This window comes from Puia sp. (assembly GCF_036500295.1).
Taxonomy (GTDB): Bacteria; Bacteroidota; Bacteroidia; order Chitinophagales; family Chitinophagaceae; genus Puia.
In genome coordinates, this window is record NZ_DASYCH010000047.1 from 40,216 (window position 1) to 61,112 (window position 20,897).

Below are 20,897 nucleotides of genomic sequence, written 5' to 3' on the forward strand. Positions count from 1 at the left end.
CTTAAGGGTTTGTCGTATTCTTCAATGCCGGGTTGCTCACCTCGGTCTTGGTATGCACCGTGTGGATAAATGTCTTGTTGGCCTTCTTCAAATGCAAAAGTGTTCCGAACATGATGAACACAGCCCGCGGCAACCGCAACATCGCCCGAAACAGGTCCCGGTTCACAAGCTCCGAAGGCACACCCATCATCATCGACAGAACAAAAAGCACCAGCAGCGTCCCCGACGCGATCACCCAGTACAACATCGGGTGCACAAAAAAGCTCATCACCACCAGCAACGGCATCAGGACGAACAGAAATGACCGGGGCGGAACGAAATTATGCAGGATCCCAAGGTTGAAATAATTGAAATTCCCCCGAAACAACTGCCGGAAAGATGGAAGAAAATATTTTTTCAGATATTGATGCTGGCTCGATACCCAACGCTTGCGCTGATTGCTGAACGCGGTCGAATTACCGATCTTCTCGTCATAGATCGCCCCATCATGCAGATAACGGATCGAATGTCCCCGCTCCACCACCTTTAATTGAAGGATCTTGTCAAATCCGCCCGTGGCGTCGATCTCGCTCATGATCTGCCGCATTTCCGAAAAATCAAAAGCCATCCCCGAACCGATCACCGACGAAGACAAACCCAACGCATTCGACCCCCGCCGGAACAGATGGTTCCCGATCGCCTCGCTGCAGGCATCCAGTATCGCAAACGGACTGTCCAGGTTCTTGGCCACCCGCTGCCCCTGCACCGCCCGCTCCCCGGCACTAAACTCCCCGTCAAGCTTCCGCAGAAAGTCTTTCTCAAGGATATTATCTGCATCACAGATCAGTACGATATCATGTTTCCTGTCGATCCGGGAAAATGCCGCATTCAACGACTTGGCCTTCGTGCTCTTCTCAAAAAGCACCTCGATCACCTCCACCGGCAACCGCCGCAACTCCTGCAACGTTTCCGGGCGGAACGAATCCGCCAGGATATAGACCGTATACAAACCCGCTGGATAATCGAGGGTCAGCAGGTTCCTCGCAGTCGAAACGATGATCCCATCTTCCTTATACGCCGCCACCATGATCGCAATATCATTTTTTGGTGTCGCGGAGATCCTTGCCGGCTTTATCCGCCGGACCCGGCCCGCAAACGATAAAATGAACAGGTACAATACCGAAAAAGTCAGCAACGCGAAAAGAAGGAGATAAAAGAGATAGGCGATTTTTTCTAAAAATGACACTTACTTGTATAATTTTATGCGCGTAACACGTTCTGACGGGTCAAAAGTAATACAAAATAATAGGACATGCATTTGTGGCAATTGATTTTCTACGTCTCCTGCGGACTGGTCTTCTATAACTACGCAGGATACGCCGTTATTGTCTTTCTCCTGAATAAGATCACCGGTAACAGACAGGAAGCCAAAGACGACCCCGGCTTCCGTCCTTCCGTCGCCTTCATCGTCGCAGCCTATAATGAAGAAGATGTCATCAAACAAAAGATAGTCAACTCCTTAGAACAGGACTACCCAAGGGATAAAATAGAGTTCATCTTCATCACCGACGGCTCTTCCGACAACACCCCACTGCTTATTACCCAATCCCCCGGGATCCGCCTCCTGCACCGCCCCGAAAGAAGCGGAAAATCCGCGGCGCTCAACCGCGCTGTGGCCGAAGCAACCCAGGATATCATCATCGCCAGCGATGCAAACACCCTGCTGAATAAAGATGCAGTAAAGAATATCGTCCGGCACTACCGCTCCGCAGAAACGGGCGGCGTCGCAGGCGAAAAAAAAGTGCTTTCCGCAAACACCGGCGCGGAAGACGTTGGAGCCGGCGAAGGCCTCTATTGGAAATATGAATCCGCCCTCAAAAAGCTCGACGCGGATTTCTATTCCGTCGTAGGTGCAGCAGGTGAGCTGTTCTCCCTCCGAAGGACGCTCTATGAACCCCTCCCGCACGATGTCATCCTCGATGACTTCGTGCTCTCCCTTCGCGTTGCCCAAAAGGGATACCGCATCCGTTACGAGCCCGATGCCTATGCCATGGAACTACCCTCCTTCTCGATGAAGGATGAACAAAAACGCAAAGTCCGCATCGCCGCAGGCGGATTTCAGGCCATCGGCATGCTGACCCCCTTGCTCGCCTTCTGGAAATACCCCCGCCTCACCTTTCTCTATGTCTCCCACCGGTTACTCCGCTGGACCCTCAGCCCCCTCTGTCTGATCCTGGCCCTGCTCGCCAATGCCGCGCTGCTGCCCGCCGGAACGCTATACGTCGTCCTGTTTGCCGCACAGGCGGGTTTCTACGGCATCTCCCTCCTCGCCCGGCTCTTCCCCACCATCCGCAACAGAATAAAACTGGCAAAACTCGCCTACTACTTCACGTTCATGAACCTCTCCGTCATCCTCGGATTCTTCCGGTTCCTCCGCGGCAGGCAATCGGCCACCTGGGAGAAGGCCCACCGGACACCCCAACCCGCACCCGGGGATTAAATCAACCCACCGAAGGGCCTAAAACTTGCACCAAAAGAAAACCATCATTATATTTACAACCACATTCACTCAAAGTTTCGGCTCTTTTCCGTCCAACTTCCTATCTGCCTAGCATTCAATTACTTACAATACCACTTTAAAATTAATGGATTTACTGTATTATATCCGGATCGTACTCAAGAGAAAATGGATCATTCTGGGGGTAGCAATCATCGCAGGCATAGTTGCTTTTTATTTCATGCGCAACGAGCCCAAAAGCTATAAGTCGGTTACCCAGATCTCCACCGGTTTTACGATTAGCGACGAGATCAGACTGGGCGAAAACTTCTCTCTCTATGATGCCGACGTTAAATTCAACAACGCCATCGCGACTTTCACCTCACCGACGGTGATCAACCTGCTCTCCTATACCCTCATCCTGCACGATCTGGAGAACCCGAACCCCTTCCGCAACATTACCCCGGAAAAAAAGCGGTTACCCGTTTACCAGGCCGTCAACCAGGAACAGGCCCGGCATGACTTCGGCGACAAGCTCGAGACCATCACAATGCTCAGCTCCTTCAACCCGGACGAAAAGAAACTGCTCGAATTCCTGACCCTCTATGGCTATGATTACAAGTCGCTCAACAAATACCTCAACGTCGGCCGCCTACAGGGAACGGATTATCTCGAAATAGAGTTCAAATCGGAAAATCCCGAACTGTCCGCCTTCGTCGTCAATACACTCTACCAGCAGTTCCTGCGCTATTATAACACCACCCGAGGTCACCGCTCACAGGAAGGGGTCGATACCCTCCGCAGCCTCATGGAAAAAAAGAAACAGGAACTGGATCTCAAGAACGCAGCCCTTCGTGGGGAAGCCCCGGTCGGCGCAGCCGCCGATTCCCGGAAACTGGCCGAACTCACCAACCTCGATCGCGCACTCACCGATGAGAAAGCACGGCAGCTCAACCTCTATTCCAACCTGCGAAAAGTGAATCAGCGCCTGGTCAATATGGGAGTCGACGCACAAACGGCAACCAACCAAACCGCCACCCCGCCGGACAATACCAATAGCGAAGTGCTGATGCTCAGAAAAGCCATGAATGAAGCCTATATGGCCTATATCAACAGTGGCTCGAACGACAAAAATCTCCTCAACCGGTACAACCAGTTGAAGACGGAATATCAGAATAAGATCATTAATTCGAATAGCACCACCTATAAAGCAGCTGACGGCACGACGAAAACGGAGGATCCGGCAGGGAAAAAGGCCGATCTGATCCAGCAAAAGAACGATATCGACTTCGACATTCAGGAAAGCACCCGCTACATCGATTCCCTCCAGGGCAAGATCGGGTTGCTGAGAAGCGGCGCCGCCCGCGACGCCTCACAGGAAGTAGCAACCGAAACCCTGATGAAGGACGCCGAACAGGCCAACAAAGACTACCTCGAAGCAAAAAAACGATACAACGACGCTACCGATTACTCCACCTCCTCACTGAATAACTTCCGCCAGGTCGTAACGGGCCAGCCCGCCATTACCCCCGAACCCTCGAAAAAGGTCCTGATCGTTGCTCTGGCAGCCATCGGTTCCGCGGTCACGGCAACGCTGATCATCCTCATCCTGGCCTACCTCGACTCCTCCGTGAAAACCCCGCGACTGTTCGAACGTACGGTCAACCTGAAGTTGATCAGCATGATCACCTTTATGAACCTTAAACAAAGGACCATCGCCGAACTCGTCACCACGCTCGACCCAACTTACGACGCAAAGGACAAACAACGACATAACGTCTTTCGCGAATCCCTCCGCAAATTGAGATACGAGATCGAGATCAGCGGCAAAAAGACTTTCCTGTTCACCAGCACAAAAAAAGGCCAGGGCAAGACAACCCTGATCCAGGCCCTCGCCTACAGCATGAGCATGAGCAAGAAAAAGATCCTGATCATCGACACCAACTTCTGTAACAACGACCTCACCGTGGCCCTCGAAGCACCGCCCATCCTGGAAAAGATAGTCCCTAATGATCGGAACGATGATAGCCTGGCCGAGCAGATCCGCAATCTCTCAAAGGACATCGGTGTCGACACGGTCTTTGTTATCGGATCCGAAGGCGGCGACTACACCCCCTCCGAGATCCTGCCGCGCAAACACCTTCTTCAACATCTCCAGAGCCTGGCTCATGACTATGATTTCATCTTCCTCGAAGGGCCGCCTCTGAACGATTTCTCCGACAGTCGCGAACTCGCCCAATACGTGGACGGGGTCATCGGTATCTTCTCAGCCGACCAGATCATCAAACAGATCGACAAGGAATCCCTGCAGTTCTTCTATGAGCTTAACGGGAAGTTCAGCGGCGCCATCCTGAACAAGGTCGACCTTGAAATGGTCAATGTCTCCTGAGCCACGAACCATGCATGAATCATACAAAACACGTATATTACATTTGTCAAACACCCATCTCATGAAGAGAGAAAAAAGCTTCCGGTTGGCCGGTTCCTGCTGGTTGATCACCCTTTCTATACTGCTCGCATCGACGACCTCACAGGCTCAGAATTATCAGGCGCCGTATACCCCGCCCCTTAACAAACGGCCCATCCGTTCACTGCCCATCAGGGACACCGGAGTCGAGGAAAAGCTCGTCCAGCTGGCCCTGCAAAACGTCTCCTATGACGCCATAACAAGGCTGATCACCATCGCCAAATACAAGGTAAAACAGGAAAAGAATTCCTGGTTCGACCTGCTGACCCTTTCTTCTCAGTTCAACGACCAGTCGTTCAAACATTACTCTGCCAACAGCTCGATCGCCTATATCTATCCTAAATACTTCTACGGCATCACGATCCCTATCGGGACCATCGTCTCCAAAGGCGGCCAGGTCAAGGCTGCAAAGGAAGAAGTAAAGATCGCCGAGGACAATCAGATCGATCTCGCACTGAAACTCCGGACGGACGTATTGTCAAAATACAAGAACTGGCGTGTAAGTAATTCCCTGGTACTCCTCGAAAGACAGGTTGCCGACGACATCCACGCCGCATTCCTGCAAATGGAAAAACGTTTCAATGATGGCTCCGTTACCATCGAAGCCTATAGCGAGTCCTCCCGCAGTTACTCCATGGAAATGACCAAACTGCTTAATTACCAGTTGCAGGCCGATCTGCAAAAACTCGAGATCGAACAGGTCATCGGCGTTCGCCTGGAATCGGTCATCAATTGATATGAAAAGACGTACAGCCATCGGCCGAATTCTGCTCACCGGTGCCATCGGAGCCGGCGCTTTTTCGGGCTATGAATGGTACGAGTGGAACAAATCTCCTGACTTTGACTACCCCGATAAACACCGGGCTACCCTGGCGGCCCTCGTGCAGACCATCCTCCCACCCGGCCCGTCGATTCCAGGCGCAGCCGAAGCCGGCGTCCATGAATACATCATCCGTCTCGTCAAAGATTGCGTGGACATCCATGCCGCCAACACCTTCATCGACGGATTAAAAGACCTCGTACACTATAGCCGCTCCACATACAAAAAGGAATACGAAGCGGGCACCCCCGCCGAACAAACGGCAATTATGACCCATTTCCAGGAAAAAGGCCGCCCTCTCAATGGCATCCTGGGAAAAGCACAGAACAAATACCTCGGTAAATCGTTCTTCTACCTGCTGCGCGACTACACCGTTCGGGGTTACTGCACCTCCGAACTGGGCGCCGGCAAAGGATTGGCCTATGTGGCGATCCCCGGCAGTTTCCACGGCTGCATCCCAAAAGCCCCGGGACAAAGAGCATGGGCAACAAAATAACACCGAATGGGCGATCCGCGACAAATACCAAATCTCAATACAAAAGGAGTCGGCGCAAACAGCTTTGACGCCATCGTGGTAGGCTCCGGCATCAGCGGCGGTTGGGCCGCAAAAGAGCTTTGCGAAAAAGGCCTCAGGACCCTCGTCCTCGAAAGAGGCCGCAACGTCCAGCACGTCAAAGACTATACGACAGCCTTCATGGCGCCCTGGGAATTCCCGCACCATCTCGAAAATACCCGCAAAGACAAGGAAGCCGACCCTATCCAAAGCGGAGCCTATACGGAAAGCAATAAACAATGGTACGTAAGCGACAGCGAACATCCGTATATCCAACAAAAACCCTTCAACTGGATCCGCGGCTACCAGGTAGGCGGCCGCTCCCTCACCTGGGGACGCCAATGCTACCGGCTTAGCGATCTCGACTTCGAAGCCAACGCAAAGGATGGTATCGCCGTCGATTGGCCCATCCGTTATAAGGATATCGCTCCCTGGTATGATTACGTGGAGACCTTTGCCGGCATCAGCGGTAAAGCAGAAGGCCTTCCCCACCTCCCCGACAGCATCTTCCTGCCACCGATGGAAATGACCTGCATCGAGACCGAATTCACCAACAAGATAAAACAACAGTATAACGACCGCATCGTGACCATCGGCCGCGTCGCCAACCTCACACAGGCAGTGCAGGGCCGCGGCCCCTGCCAGTTTCGCAATCTCTGCGCCCGCGGCTGTCCCTTCAGCGGCTACTTCAGCAGCAACGCTGCCACCCTCCCCGCAGCAGAACAAACGGGGAATATGACCCTCCTGCCCGACTCCATTGTCCTTGAAGTTCTCTACGACGAAAAAAAACACAAGGCCACGGGCGTCCGGGTAATGAACGCCCACACAAAAGCAATAACCGATTATTTCGCCCGGGTCATCTTCCTCAACGCCTCTACCATCGCAACGGCCGCCCTCCTGCTGAACTCTACCTCTCCCACCTTCCCCAACGGCCTCGGGAATTCCAGCGAACAGGTAGGTCACAACCTCATGGACCATTTCACCGGCAGCGGCGCACTGGGAGAATACGAAGGCTTCGATGACCGGTATTTCTCCGGCAGAAGGCCCGTCGGCATCTATATCCCCCGCTACCGCAATATCAGCAAAGAAACTGCCCGGAAAGATTTCATCCGTGGCTACGGACTACAGGGAAACGGCACCCGCGCAGAAGGCGTCGAACGGTTGGCCTCCCTGGAAGGTTTCGGCGCCGACTTCCGTGATAAACTCGTCCAACCCGGACCCTGGACCCTTTGGATGGGCGGCTGGGGAGAGACCCTGCCCTATTACTCCAACAAGATCACGCTGGACGACGCTAAGAAAGACAAATGGGGCCAGCCCGTGATAAAAATCGATTTCGAATACCACGAAAACGAACGGGCGATGCAAAAGGACGTAGAAGAAAGCACCCGGGAGATGCTGGAACGCACAGGATTTAAGAATATCAACTCCTATAGTCACGCGCAACCCGGCGGATCGGCCGTCCACGAAATGGGGACCGTCCGTATGGGACGCGATCCAAAGACCTCGGTCCTCAACGGCTTTAACCAGATGCACGATGTTAAGAACGTCTTCATCACAGACGGTAGTTGCATGACCTCCTCCGCCACGCAAAACCCATCCCTGACCTATATGGCCCTCACGGCCCGCGCATGCGACTACGCCGTCAGCCAGCTGAAAAAAGGAGATCTCTAGGAGACATAGTTCACCCGCAACAGGATCGCGATCGCCGGGTAATAGATACATACATTCGTGATCTCATTGATGCCTTCCTGCGCCAGGTCGGCAAGCATGAACGAGAACAAACAGGCCAGACACGCCGCCAGGATCGATTTGTTCCGCCCGTTGTTCGTACTGAAATATTCCACTACACCCGTTCGCAGAATGTAGAAGTAGAGGATACACGTGATCAGCAACCCGATCCAGCCGATCTCGAGCGCAGTCTTCAGATACCCGTCATCCGTCTGGAAATTCGCCAGATAATGCCCGGGGTTGTAAGAAACGCCCGCTGCATTCGTCGTCCCAAGCCCCCCGCCGATCGGATGAGAATAGATATAGGGTTGAATATGCTTCCGGTTCACCTCCCTTACAAGATAAGAGTCGTCATGCTTGCCCTGGAAGCTGCTGCGAAACCGGTTCAACGTCGCATTGCTGTAGTACGGCAGATTGATGACGAACAGGAGCATCAGCACCATCACACCCGCAAAAATGCGCGTTTGCTTTTTATTGGCCTGTAAAAGGATATAGATGAATAGTCCCGCCAGCAACATAATATTAGAAGTGCGCGTACCCGAATAGGTACTGGAAAGGATCATGACCATCACCCCCGTAAAATAGAGATATTTTCGCAACCGCCTCTTCTCGTTCAGGCCAAGGATAATGTATAACACCGCGACCCCCGCCATGTCCATCCCAAAAGCCGTCGGCCCCGAGGTGGTCGAGAACTTGCGGATCTGCCCGGCATAATAAAGCGAGGTACCCTTGATCCTGCTGATATACGTCATCTCGAAGGGAAACAGCCCGTGCCATTGCTGGATACAACCATAAATAGCGCAGATAAAGGAAGCCCAGAACAACATCAGCAGAAAGTTGTCGATCCGGTTAAAACTGTTGAAGACCTGATACGCAATGAAGAACAACAGGAAACTTTCCGTAGCAACACGAAAACTGATATACCATCCCGTAAAGGAATGCGCCAATGGATTGAAGAACTCGATGATCGTATAGATATACAGCACCAGCGTCCATATCATCACCGGCGTGTGGAATAAATGATTCGATGCCTTCCTCAGCCGCTCCCGCCGCAATACGAACCCCAACATGGCAACTATCAGCAGCAGATCATAACCGACCCCGACTTTTATCGAATCGTTTCCGATAAGCCGGGGCACGAAATAAATAAAATAGTTGTAAAACAGGACAAAATACAACGACGTCGCGCCGTTGGCCAGACAGGGAAGCACGGCGCAAAGCCCGATCACCAACACAAAAAGACTGATGCCGATGACCGCCTGCTTAGCCAGAAGATAGCCAAATCCGGCCGCAACCAGGGCTAATAAAACGCAGCCAAACCAATTGTAAAGCTTCTCATCGAGGAAGGTCCTCGTAAGCCAACGGTTGAACCGCCCACTGACACGCTGCTTTCTGCGAAGAACGTAATTGTTGTCCATTAGCGGCTAAAGAAAACAAACTTTTAGGATGATAAAAATAAGCACGGCAGCCATGAAAAAAATGACCAGTTTCTCATGTGTCGTACGTTCCCTGTTCGTGGTATTTTGGTTGTTGTCCATAGAAGAACCCATTCATTATCAACTACCGGCAGTAAAATACCCGGTCACCCGGCAAAAAGGCATAAAATTTCCTAAAATTATGTATATCTTGGCAAATATAATAACGTGATTATGACAAGTGAAAGTATGCCTGCTTTAAAGGCGACCCCTACTACCGACACCGCCAAAACGGTCACCATCGACCGCCGCAACAATCTTTCCTACGAAGAGTTCAAGCACGAGTACCTGTTTCCCCGCAAACCGGTCATTATCACGGACGCTACCGCCGCCTGGAAGGCATCCACCTGGACTCCTCAGTTCTTCCGGGATAGATACCCCGGTAAGCTCGTCACCACCGATCAGGGCGAAATGCGGATGGAAGATTTTATCGACAGCATCACCAATCACAACGGCACACCCGGCCCGTTCCTTCGTGAACAGCCGTTGAAAGACGTTTTCCCCGATCTCGTCGATCACGTTCAACCGACCCCTTCTTACGTCAAGCCAAATTGGCTGGGAGGTAATTACCTGGTCGGATCCGTCACCCGCCGCCTCAACCGGGAGTCTCAAATCGAGGTGAATTTCTGCGGTCGCAGGATATTCCCCTATCTGCATATCGATGACCTTGGAGTTCACGCCTTCATCACCCAACACTACGGTGATAAAGAGCTCGTCGTCTACCCCCCGGACCAGGAACCCTGGCTCTACCGGAAACCCGGTTCCCGCTTTTCCGAAGTGGTCGATGTAGACCATCCCGATCTAAGCAAGTACCCGCTGTTTGCAAAGGCCTCCGCTACGAGAGTAGTCGTAAAAGCCGGTGAAAGCGCCTTCATGCCCGCGGGCTGGTGGCACACCACCCGGGTGCCCGGAACATCTCTTAGCACGGTGATCAGCCTTTCCAACAGCTCAAACTGGCCCGATCTCGTAAACTATTTGCAAAGCAATAGCTATAGTCCCCGCCTCTTTTCAGTCTATGCGATGTATCTTCGCAGCGTCGGATTTATTAAGTCCCGGATAAGCTAATTGCATATCTGTAAATATTTGTACTCTTTAAAACCTGGCATTGAAACCGCCAGCTGGCACGGACGTCAACATGAATACTCCTAATCGACGCTATTGGCTTCAATCCGGTTTCCTGAGCCTGATGATCAATTTTCAAAATCTTATCTTTGGTTTTGGAAGCTTCTACTTTCTTGTCCGCGAACTCGACAAACATCAGTACGGCATCTGGTCCCTGTTCATCGCCACCACAACGATCTTTGACTCTGCCCGCAGCGGCATGGTCCAGAATGCGCTCATTAAATACCTCTCGGATCATTCGAAAAAAGAGCACCCCGCAATCATAACAGCCTCCTTCTACCTCAGCGGTGGCCTGATGCTGGTTTGCATGATCCTCAACATCTGCATCGCCGGCTATCTCGCCCACATCTGGCACGATCAGGGCCTGGTCCATATGTTCTATCTCTTCAACATCGTCTATCTGCTGCAGGGCCTGCTCTATCAGTTCCAATGGATCGAACAGGCCAATCTTAGTTTTAAGGGCGTGTTGATCAGCAGCATGATCCGCCAGGGTGGCTTTTTTACGTACGTTATACTCGCATACTTTCTCCGTTGGCCGCTCACCCTCATCAGTTTCATCTGGGTGCAGGCCGGCTGCGCCTTCGTAGCGATGCTGATCCAATACCTCTTCGTCAGCAATGACCTCACCTTCGAAAAAAAGGTCGACCTCGCCTGGGTAAAAAAACTCTTTAACTACGGCAAATATGTCTTTGGCACCAATATCAGCGGCATCCTCACCGGCTCGATCAACCAAATGATGCTCGGCGCCATCGTGTCTGCAGACACGGCCGGCGCTTTCAACGTCGCTGTCCGCATCACCACACTCACGGAAGTGCCCACCAACGCGCTCGGAACGGTCGTCTTTCCCCAAAGCGCAAAACGCTTTGCTACCGGCGGCCAGCAGGCGATAAAATACCTGTACGAGAAATCCGTCGGCACCCTGTTGGCAATCCTGATCCCCTCACTCGCGCTCCTTTTCATCTTCCCCGATTTTACCGTACGCTTCATCGCCGGGAACAGATACCCCGAAACCATCCCCGTCATCCGGGTCACCGTCCTCTATTGCCTGCTCACCCCATTCAGCAGACTCTTTGGAACGATCATGGACTCCATCGGTAAACCCCGGATCAATTTTATCATCATCCTCCTCTTCACCGCTCTCGAACTCTTTCTCACCTGGATCCTGATCGAAGACTTCGGAATGATGGGCGCCGTCTATGCTTCGCTCATCGCCTGCCTGATCTTCTTCATCATTATCCAGGCCATTCTCAACAAACAGCTTAAGATCAATTTCCTGAATACCTTTGTCTACGCAATCCAGTTCTATCCTGAGTTCTACCGTGTTTATGTCCGCCCGCGCATCAGCAAGAAAATGCAGCGGAGCCTATGATTAACGGGAAAAAAGAAGTATTTTTCAACCCATAAACCGTGTAAAAATGCAAGTGCAGAAAGTGGACGACATTACCCCAAAAGAATTTCATAACGAGTTCTATATGACCGGAACTCCTGTCGTCTTTAAAAACGCGTCAAAGGTCTGGAAAGCAAATGGCACCTTCACTCCCGATTGGTTCCGTCAGAACTACGGCGAACGCACCGTCGAAGTCAAGGGGAAAAAATACACCATGCGTGAAGTGATGGACATGGTGGAGAACAGCACCGAAAAAGATCCCGCACCCTATCCCATTATCTACAATATACCGGAAACCCTGCCCGAACTGACCCCCATGCTCCAACCCCTGAACCTCAACTATGCCTGCCCGAACTGGCTCGAGAGCAAATGGTTCAAAAAAGGTAACTGGGGCGGCGTAACCGAATTGTTCATCGGCGGCCCGGGCGGTCGCTTTCCCTATGTCCATCTCGATTACTATCACCTCAGCGCCTGGATCAACCAGCTCTACGGCGAAAAACGCTTCACCGTCTATCCCCGCGGCCAGGAAGAATTCCTATATCCGAAAGCAGATGATCCCTGGCGCTCCGATATCAATATCTTCGAGCCCGACTACGAAAAATTTCCCAAATACAAGAACGCCACCCCGATCCATTTCACGGTCGGTGCGGGCGAAACCCTCTTCATCCCCTTTGGCACCTGGCACAGCGCTTACTCCCTGACACCCACCATCTCGGTAGCCTTCGACCAGCTCAACAGAAAGAACTATCCCGAATTCATGAAGGACGTGTGGATGTTCAAAAAACGCGAAGGAACGCTGAGAGCCATCAAACAATACAGCTACGCATGGTTCGCCGGCCAGACCTGCAAACTGGGCGATGCACTCGGAGCAAAACGCTCATGAGTTCAACTTACAAATGAAAAAGGGACCCCTGGGTCCCTTTTTTTATTCTGAGTGAAAATTTTTCATAACGGCATCAGCGCCTCTTGCGCATCCATCAAAACCCCCAGGGCCATCCCATAGGCATAAACAGCCATCGACATCAAAGCGGACTTTCGCCTCCACACCTTCGCCTCGTCCCTCACGAAGGCCCTCCAGTTGGAGCCATTCAAATGGCAACGCCCAAGCGAAATACAAGGCTCATGTATCTGGGTAATATGCCACCACCCTGTCGGGAACAGCAGCGTCTCACCCTGATTGACCATCACCCGCAACGGCCGGGCCTCCCTGAACAGGGGAAATTTCTCATAGTCGGGATTCAGTACATTCACCTGTGAGATCTTTGGATTATTCGGAGTTGGATACAGATACGGCGTCTGTTCCGGCCCGAACAAGATAAACTCCTTGCTGCCATATAGTTGCGTCAGCTGATTATGCAGAAATAGTTCGTCGACATGCAGAAATGGAAAGGAAGCCCCCTGACCGCCGATAAAAAATTCATAAACCTCGGTCCCATGCATCATGAAACGAGGTAACAACGGATGATTGATCCGGTCCAGCTTACCGAATACGATCTCCGGCTTAAATTCCTTACGCATTTCCGGGCAATAATATTCCACATTGACATTGAAGGGGTAAGGTGCCGGAGTTTCAGGCGACGAAGCCAATACCCTATCGATAAGGTCGGAAAAGGTATACTCCACGCCTTTTACATTCTTGGTCAGATGCCCATATTTTTCCTTGATGAACTGCGGTGTCACCTTGCCCATTCCGGGCCATTGGCGCGCCGCATCCGTAAGGACAACCGGCCTCCCGGGCTCGATATATTCCTTGATGAGTTCCCTACGCGATAGGTTCGACCTCCGGTCTATCGTCTCGACAGTTCCGGACACGGCTTTGAGCTTAACGGCTTCCTGTAACATGGGGCCTGTTGTTTTTGGGTATTTTTTGAATGCGCGGTATCATTCGGAGACTGGACACAGGAGGAAAAGTACAAACGCTGGGTAGTAAGTGCAATAAAGATATGTCTTTTTACTCAATTTTTAATGCCAGGAAGGGCCAAAACATTAAAAAAATCACAGAGTAAGTAGTATATTTGAGAGCCTGTAAAAACCCCTAAAATACACGGCAGATACGTATTCTGCCCTGCGAATGCTAACCTGTTTATCGTAGTAGCCATGGAAATGTCCATCCATTCACTTTTTGAGCGTCAGCTTAGGCTGACCCCTGACTATATTGCCGTCAGTTTTGGCGAACGCATCCTCACCTACGCAGACCTCGACCGCGAAGCGTCCCGCCTATCACAAGCGATCATCGCCCGTTCGCCTAACTCCGCCGCCATCGGCATCAGCACCATGCGCCGCATCGAAATGGTCATCGGTGTCCTCGCCATCCTTCGCTCGGGCAAAGCCTATCTTCCACTCGATCCTTCTTACCCCGCGGATCGCCTGCAACAAATAGTCTCCGACTCGGGCATCGATACCTGCCTTTCCATGTCTACGGAAGAAGAAGCCACCCTCGCATCGCTGCAGGGTCTCTCCCCCCTTTCCTTCAACGCAACCACAGCCGCCGTCGACCTAACGGCCATCCAAAACCGCGAACCATTCCTTGCCTACCTCCTCTACACCTCCGGATCCACCGGCAAGTCAAAAGGCGTATGCATGGGCCACGCACCGCTGGTCAATCTGCTCCAATGGCAGCAAAAACATTCCATCGCCGCAGCCGGTACCCGCACCCTCCAGTTCGCACCGCTGACCTTCGACGTTTCGTTCCAGGAACTGTTCGCCACACTTACAACAGGCGGCACCCTGGTTCTCATCGAAGACGAGCTGCGCCTCGACCCGCAGAAACTGCTCCGCTTCATCGGCTCGGAAGGCATCAACCGCATCTTCCTGCCCTTTGTCGCATTGCAATACATCACCGAAGCCGCCGACAACGCAAAACTCTTTCCTTCCTCTCTTCAGGAAGTGATGACGGCTGGTGAACAATTGAAAATAACTCCCCAGGTAGTCAACTTCTTCTCGGCCCTTCCCGGCGCCGTACTGTACAACCAGTATGGCCCAACCGAGACCCACGTCGTTACCGAACTCGTCCTGCAGGGCGATCCCAACGCCTGGCCCGCACTGCCCAATATCGGCAAACCCATCGACAACACCGGCGCCTGGATCCTCGACCCCCAGCAACGTCTGCTCCCCGATGGAGACATCGGCGAACTCTGCTTCAGCGGCGTCTGTCTGTCCGAAGGCTATCTCCATCGACCCGAACTCACAGCTCAGAAATATCTGCACTGGACCCATCCCGAAAAAGGGCAACTTCGCCTGTACCGCACCGGTGACCTCGCCCGCTACCTGCCCGATGGCAACATCGAATTCCTCGGTCGCATGGACGATCAGGTCAAGATCCGTGGCTACCGCATCGAACTCGGCGAGATCGAAGTGGTCCTCAACCAGGCATCCGACGTCCAGCAATCCGTCGTCATCGCAAGAGAAGACGTCCCGGGAACAAAGAGACTCGTAGCCTACATGGTCAGCAGCAGCGGTAAAAAAGACACCCAGGCCCTGCGCCAGCTCCTCGCCCGCACGCTCCCCGACTACATGATGCCGGCAGCCTTCGTCTGGCTCGACGAACTCCCGCATACCACCAGCGGGAAGATCGATAAACGAGCCCTCCCCAAACCGGAGATCAAACGCCCGGAACTGACCGTCCTCTACAAAGCGCCCGCTACAAAGACGGAGACCCTGCTCGCCGGTCTCTGGGCCGGACTCCTGCAGCTGGACAAGGTTGGCTCCGAAGACAACTTTTTCGAACTCGGCGGCAACTCCCTGGTAGCCCTGAAGACCGTAGCCGTCCTGCAACAGGAGCACGGCCTCGATCTACCGATCACAAAACTCTATCAGTTTCCGACGGTAAAAACCGTCGCCGCCTGGCTCGACGGCGGAAAAAAAGCCCGTATCCAGTTGCCAAAAGATCACGGCCGTCGGACCACCGGCGCCGGCAACGACGATATCGCCATCATCGGGATGGCCGGCCGCTTCCCCGGAGCCGCCACCATCGACGAGCTGTGGACCATCCTGAAAACCGGGAAAGAGACCGTCTCCTTCTTCTCGAAAGAAGAACTCGATGCGGCGATCCCCGCTTCCCTCCGCAACGACCCGGACTACGTGCCGGTACGCGGCATCATCGACGGCGCCGACACCTTCGACGCAGGCTTCTTCGGCATCAGCCCCCGCCTCGCCGAACTGATGGACCCCCAACAGCGCATCTTCCTCGAAATAGCCTGGGAAGCCCTTGAAAAAACGGGCTACCTCCCCGAAAAATATTCCGGTTCCATCGGCGTCTTCGCCGGCTCCGGCAACAACAGCTACTATCTCAACAACGTCATCCCCAACAAAGAACTGGTCGACCGGGTCGGAAGCTTCCAGGTGATGACCTATAACGAAAAAGACTACGTGGCCAGCCGCACGGCATACGTCCTCAACCTCAAAGGACCCGCCGTCAGCGTCCACTCCGGCTGCTCCACCTCCCTGCTGGCCGTGGCCCAGGCAATGGACAGCCTCCGCAAAGGCCAGTGCGATATCGCCCTCGCCGGCGGCGCCTCCGTCACCGCGCCTATCCGCAGCGGTCACATCTACCAGGATGGCGCCATGCTCAGCCGCGATGGACATTGCCGGCCATTCGATGCCGAAGCCCAGGGCACCACCTTCAGCGACGGCGCCGGCATCGTACTGCTGAAACGAAGGGAACAGGCGGAAAAAGACGGCGATACGATCTACGCCGTTCTAAAAGGCGCCGGCATTAACAACGACGGCAGCGGAAAAGGCTCCTTCACCGCCCCAAGCGCGGAAGGCCAGGCAGGCGCCATCGCCATGGCGATCGCCGAGGCCGGCTTCGAGGCCTCCTCTATCAGCTATGTAGAAGCTCACGGAACGGCAACCCCCCTCGGTGATCCCATCGAGATCGAAGGTCTCCGCATGGCCTTCGGCGACCAATCCAAAAAACAATACTGCGCCATCGGGTCTATCAAAAGCAATATGGGTCACCTCACCGCCGCCGCCGGCGTGGCAGGTCTCATAAAAACGACCCTGGCGCTCTGGCACCGCCAGCTGCCCCCATCCATCAACTACAACTCCGCCAACCCGGCAATCGATTTCGGCCAGACACCCTTCTTTGTCAATACCGCCCTCCGCGACTGGCAGGCGAACGGCTTGAGAAGGGCCGGCGTCAGCTCCTTCGGCGTTGGTGGCACCAACGTACACGTCGTCGTCGAAGAAGCCCCGCAACCCGCACCCGCCGGTTCCCCGGCCGGCAGACCCGTTCAACTCGTTACCTGGTCCGCCCGCACGCCGCAAAGCCGGGAAGCCTACGGCAACCGTCTCGCCGCCTGCGCCGCCACAGCCACACCGGGAAGCCTCGCAGACATCGCCTTTACCCTTCAATCCACCCGGGCTGAATTCGCCGCCCGCCGCTTCGTCCTGGCCACCGATGAGAAAGACCTCGTCCGCCAGCTGCGGCAGCCGGCTCCGGCTCCGTCAACAACCGGCATCCTCGAAGAATCCCGCACCGATATCGTCTTCCTGTTCCCTGGTCAGGGTTCACAACAGGTGAACATGGGCCTCCAACTCTATGAACACGAAGCGGTCTTCCGGCAGGCCGTAGACGAATGCGCACAGCTGCTGCTTCCCGTCATGGGCGAGGACATCCGCGGGATTCTCTATCCCCGCCAGAACACCCCGGATACGGCCGCACGCATCAACAATACACTTTACGCCCAGCCCGCGCTTTTTGTCATAGAATACGCCCTGTCCTGTCTCTGGAAAAGCTGGGGCATCGTCCCCGCGGCCTTCGCCGGACATAGCATCGGGGAATTCGTCGCAGCCCATCTGGCCGGCGTCTTCAGCCTCAAAGACGGCTTACACCTGATCGCCACACGCGGCCGGATGATGTCGGAACAACCCGGTGGCAGCATGCTCAGCATCCGCGCCCCCCATGAAAAGATCGCACCGCTGCTGCCCGGAACCCTTTCAATGGCTGCTGTAAACAGCCCCGAACTCTGTGTGGTTTCCGGCCCCACCGCCGAGATCACCACCTTCTCCGCCTTGCTAGAAAGCCAGGGCATCCAGAATAAACCACTTTATACAAGTCACGCCTTCCACTCCGCCATGATGGACGCGGTAGTGGAACCCTTCCGCCAACTGGTAGCCTCCATCCCGCTCAGCCTGCCCCGGCTGCCGATTGCCTCCACCGCCACCGGAAAATGGCTCACCGATACCGAAGCCACAAGCCCGGCATACTGGGCGGCCCACCTGCGCGAAACCGTTAGGTTCTCCGGCGCTGTCACCACCTTGCTGGAAAACGACAACCGGCTGATGCTCGAGGTCGGACCCGGAAAAGTTACCGCCGTCCTCGTCCGCCAGCACCGCACCGCAAAACCCGCCACCGCCATCAGCAGCCTCGACGCCGAAGAAGGCGCCTCCCAATACCACGCCGTCCTGAAAGCTCTCGGCCAACTGTGGCTCAACGGCATCCAACCCAACTGGAATGCGTTCTACGCCGGCCAGCAGCGCCGCCGCCTCGAACTTCCGGCCTACGCCTTCGACCGCCAGCCCGCCTGGGTGAACCCACCACAGCCGCCGGCCCCACAGGCACAGCCGTCACCACTGCAGCCACAGCCGCATACATCCATGTCCTTCCCTATCACCGAAAATTTGACTCAAAACAGACCTATGCGTACAACAGAACTGATTCGAAAAGTGAAAGAGATCCTGGAAGACGCTTCCGGAATCGAATTGCAGGCCGCAGACCCCGACACCAGCTTCGTGGAACTCGGACTCGACTCCCTCCTGCTCACCCAGGTGGCCCTGAATCTGAAAAAAAGTTTTAACCTGCCGATCTCCTTTCGCCAGTTGAACGAAGAATACGGCAGCCTGAACCTGCTGGTGACCTACCTGGACGCCAATCTGCCCCCCGACCCGGTACAGGTCCAATCCCAACAACTTCCGCAGGCTCAACTCCAGGCACAGCCGCAAACCTATGCCCAGCACCAGCCGGCTTACGCACAGCAGCCCATGGCATACGCCCAACAACCCATAGCCTACGCCCAGCAGTCCGCGATCCCGGCGGGGGGCAACAACGCCACCGTCATCGCACTCATCTCCCAGCAGATCCAACTGCTGGCCCAGCAGATCGCCCTCCTGCAAGGCGGCATTCCCATGCCGGTCTATCAACAGGCCGCCCCCGTCGTCGCAATACCACAGGCCATGGCTGCCCCGGCCTTCATCCCGGCGCCATCGGCAAACGGCAACGGCAAACCGAAAATGGAAGGCGATCTCACGGCCGAAGAATTGGTAGAACACAAAAAACCCTTTGGCGCCACCGCCAAGATCGATAAGAATGCCCGCGAACTCGATGTCCGCCAGCAAGCCTTCCTCAACGACCTCGTCGCCCGCTATACGGCAAAGACGGCCACGAGCAAGCGCTACACCGCCGAACATCGCTCCTATATGGCCGACCCCCGCGTGGTCACCGGCTTCAAACCACAGACAAAAGAGATCGTATACCCCATCGTCGTCAACCGCTCGAAGGGCAGCCGGCTTTGGGACCTCGACGGAAATGAATATATCGACGCGCTGAATGGCTTTGGCTCCAATATGCTCGGATACCAACCCGGCATCATCGTCAACGCGATCCATGAACAAATGGAAAAAGGCTACGAGATAGGTCCGCAACACGAGTTGGCCGGCCCCGTTAGCAAACTCATCTGCGAGTTTACCGGCTTCGACCGCGCCGCCCTTTGCAACACCGGCTCCGAAGCCGTCCTGGGCGCCATGCGCATCGCCCGCACCGTGACCGGCCGCAGCACCATCGTCGCTTTCGCCGGTTCCTACCACGGCATCGTGGACGAGGTCATCGTCCGCGGATCGAAAAAATTGAAGTCCTTCCCCGCCGCCCCAGGCATCATGCCCGAGGCCGTCCAGAATATGCTGATCCTTGACTATGGCACCGAAGAAAGCCTCCGGATCATAAAAGAGCGCGCCCATGAACTGGCCGCCGTCCTCGTCGAACCCGTCCAAAGCCGCCGGCCGGAGTTCCAACCCGTGGAATTCCTGAAAAAGTTGCGCACCATCACTGAAGATGCAGGCACATGCCTCATCTTTGACGAGGTGATCACCGGCTTCCGGATGCATCCCGGCGGCGCCCAGGCCCTTTTTGGCGTAAAAGCCGACCTCGGCACCTATGGCAAGGTCATCGGCTCGGGCATTTCCATCGGGGTCATCGCCGGCCGGAAACTGTATATGAACGCCTTAGACGGCGGCGACTGGAAATATGGAGATAACTCCACTCCGGAAGCGGGAGTAACGTATTTTGCAGGTACCTTTGTAAGACACCCGCTGGCACTGGCCGCATCAAAAGCCTCCCTCGAGTATATGAAGGCGAAAGGACCGGCCCTCCAGCAACTGCTTACCGACAACACAAAGTATCTGGCAGATTCTTTCAACGCCATCTCTAAACGCCATGAACTGCCGCTGTATGTCGCCCAGTTCGGCTCGCTCTGGAAGATAAAATGGAAGGAAGAGATCACCTATGGAGAACTGCTCTTTACCCTCATGAGGGACAAAGGCATCCATATCCTCGATGGTTTTCCCTGCTTCCTCACGGAAGCCCACAGTCGGAAGGACATCGACACCATCATCGAAAAATTCGAACAAAGCGTCGATCAGCTCATTGACGCCGGCTTTCTTCAAAGCATAAATGCCAATCCAACGGTCCTCAACAAAAACCCTGAAATAAAAGTCGATGAAACACCGTTGATCCCTGGCGCAAGACTGGGCCGGGATCAGGACGGCAACCCCGCGTGGTTTATCAATGATCCTGATCGCCCCGGGAAGTATTTGCAAGTCAACTAAAAAGAAGACAATTGGACCAGGGAAAACTGACTAACGACCTATCACC

Annotated in this window: 12 protein-coding genes; 9 read left to right on the top strand and 3 right to left on the bottom strand. The window is 54.3% G+C overall.

From position 1 onward, the window contains the following. Position 1 precedes the first annotated feature (1 nt). A complete protein-coding gene (locus VGM48_RS09750) occupies positions 2–1,225 on the bottom strand; it encodes a glycosyltransferase family 2 protein (protein ID WP_331578492.1) in 1,224 nt (407 codons plus the stop codon). Between the two features lie 66 nt (positions 1,226–1,291). Here VGM48_RS09750 and VGM48_RS09755 point away from each other — a divergent pair, with 66 nt between their 5' ends. From VGM48_RS09755 to VGM48_RS09775, 5 genes are all read left to right on the top strand, one after another. Next, positions 1,292–2,479: a glycosyltransferase family 2 protein gene (locus VGM48_RS09755; RefSeq protein WP_331578494.1), complete on the top strand. Its 1,188-nt coding sequence runs from the start codon at positions 1,292–1,294 to the stop codon at positions 2,477–2,479. 145 nt (positions 2,480–2,624) lie between these two features. Then, positions 2,625–4,865, top strand: a complete 2,241-nt coding sequence (locus VGM48_RS09760) for a GumC family protein (protein WP_331578496.1) — start codon at positions 2,625–2,627, stop codon at positions 4,863–4,865. Between the two features lie 61 nt (positions 4,866–4,926). After that, positions 4,927–5,679 (top strand): TolC family protein, encoded by a 753-nt coding sequence (locus VGM48_RS09765; RefSeq protein ID WP_331578498.1) that lies wholly within the window; start codon positions 4,927–4,929, stop codon positions 5,677–5,679. Position 5,680: 1 nt separating this feature from the next. Next, complete coding sequence (locus VGM48_RS09770) at positions 5,681–6,259, top strand: gluconate 2-dehydrogenase subunit 3 family protein (RefSeq protein WP_331578500.1); 579 nt, start codon at positions 5,681–5,683, stop codon at positions 6,257–6,259. Between the two features lie 6 nt (positions 6,260–6,265). After that, positions 6,266–7,987, top strand: coding sequence for a GMC family oxidoreductase (locus VGM48_RS09775; protein ID WP_331578502.1), 1,722 nt, complete (start codon positions 6,266–6,268; stop codon positions 7,985–7,987). Here VGM48_RS09775 and VGM48_RS09780 read toward each other — a convergent pair. Next, positions 7,984–9,462, bottom strand: a complete 1,479-nt coding sequence (locus VGM48_RS09780) for an O-antigen ligase family protein (protein WP_331578504.1) — start codon at positions 9,460–9,462, stop codon at positions 7,984–7,986. The genes VGM48_RS09775 and VGM48_RS09780 overlap by 4 nt on opposite strands. A gap of 231 nt (positions 9,463–9,693) precedes the next feature. Between VGM48_RS09780 and VGM48_RS09785 the strand changes: the two genes are divergently transcribed. The 3 genes from VGM48_RS09785 to VGM48_RS09795 are packed head-to-tail and all read left to right on the top strand — an operon-like array spanning position 9,694 to position 12,911. Next, on the top strand, positions 9,694–10,584 hold the full coding sequence (locus tag VGM48_RS09785; protein WP_331578506.1) for a cupin-like domain-containing protein: 891 nt from the start codon (positions 9,694–9,696) through the stop codon (positions 10,582–10,584). Positions 10,585–10,624: 40 nt separating this feature from the next. Beyond that, the gene (locus VGM48_RS09790) at positions 10,625–12,010 is read left to right on the top strand and encodes a flippase (protein WP_331578508.1); all 1,386 of its coding nucleotides are present in this window, start codon (positions 10,625–10,627) and stop codon (positions 12,008–12,010) included. 46 nt (positions 12,011–12,056) lie between these two features. Further along, on the top strand, positions 12,057–12,911 hold the full coding sequence (locus VGM48_RS09795) for a cupin-like domain-containing protein (RefSeq protein WP_331578510.1): 855 nt from the start codon (positions 12,057–12,059) through the stop codon (positions 12,909–12,911). 62 nt (positions 12,912–12,973) lie between these two features. On the opposite strand, the gene VGM48_RS09800 is transcribed toward VGM48_RS09795, so the two are convergent. After that, positions 12,974–13,870: a cupin-like domain-containing protein gene (locus VGM48_RS09800; protein WP_331578512.1), complete on the bottom strand. Its 897-nt coding sequence runs from the start codon at positions 13,868–13,870 to the stop codon at positions 12,974–12,976. Between the two features lie 255 nt (positions 13,871–14,125). On the opposite strand from VGM48_RS09800, the gene VGM48_RS09805 reads away from it, so the two are divergent. Then, on the top strand, positions 14,126–20,851 hold the full coding sequence (locus VGM48_RS09805) for an amino acid adenylation domain-containing protein (protein ID WP_331578514.1): 6,726 nt from the start codon (positions 14,126–14,128) through the stop codon (positions 20,849–20,851). The last annotated feature ends 46 nt before the right edge of the window (positions 20,852–20,897 follow it).

What these genes read in the sequence shown, in the direction of transcription:
- VGM48_RS09755 (WP_331578494.1), top strand. Translation starts at nt 1,292, where the DNA reads ATGCATTTGTGGCAATTGATTTTCTACGTCTCCTGCGGACTGGTCTTC.
- VGM48_RS09760 (WP_331578496.1), top strand. Translation starts at nt 2,625, where the DNA reads ATGGATTTACTGTATTATATCCGGATCGTACTCAAGAGAAAATGGATC.
- VGM48_RS09765 (WP_331578498.1), top strand. Translation starts at nt 4,927, where the DNA reads ATGAAGAGAGAAAAAAGCTTCCGGTTGGCCGGTTCCTGCTGGTTGATC.
- VGM48_RS09770 (WP_331578500.1), top strand. Translation starts at nt 5,681, where the DNA reads ATGAAAAGACGTACAGCCATCGGCCGAATTCTGCTCACCGGTGCCATC.
- VGM48_RS09775 (WP_331578502.1), top strand. Translation starts at nt 6,266, where the DNA reads ATGGGCGATCCGCGACAAATACCAAATCTCAATACAAAAGGAGTCGGC.
- VGM48_RS09780 (WP_331578504.1), bottom strand. Translation starts at nt 9,462, where the DNA reads ATGGACAACAATTACGTTCTTCGCAGAAAGCAGCGTGTCAGTGGGCGG.
- VGM48_RS09785 (WP_331578506.1), top strand. Translation starts at nt 9,694, where the DNA reads ATGACAAGTGAAAGTATGCCTGCTTTAAAGGCGACCCCTACTACCGAC.
- VGM48_RS09795 (WP_331578510.1), top strand. Translation starts at nt 12,057, where the DNA reads ATGCAAGTGCAGAAAGTGGACGACATTACCCCAAAAGAATTTCATAAC.
- VGM48_RS09800 (WP_331578512.1), bottom strand. Translation starts at nt 13,870, where the DNA reads ATGTTACAGGAAGCCGTTAAGCTCAAAGCCGTGTCCGGAACTGTCGAG.
- VGM48_RS09805 (WP_331578514.1), top strand. Translation starts at nt 14,126, where the DNA reads ATGGAAATGTCCATCCATTCACTTTTTGAGCGTCAGCTTAGGCTGACC.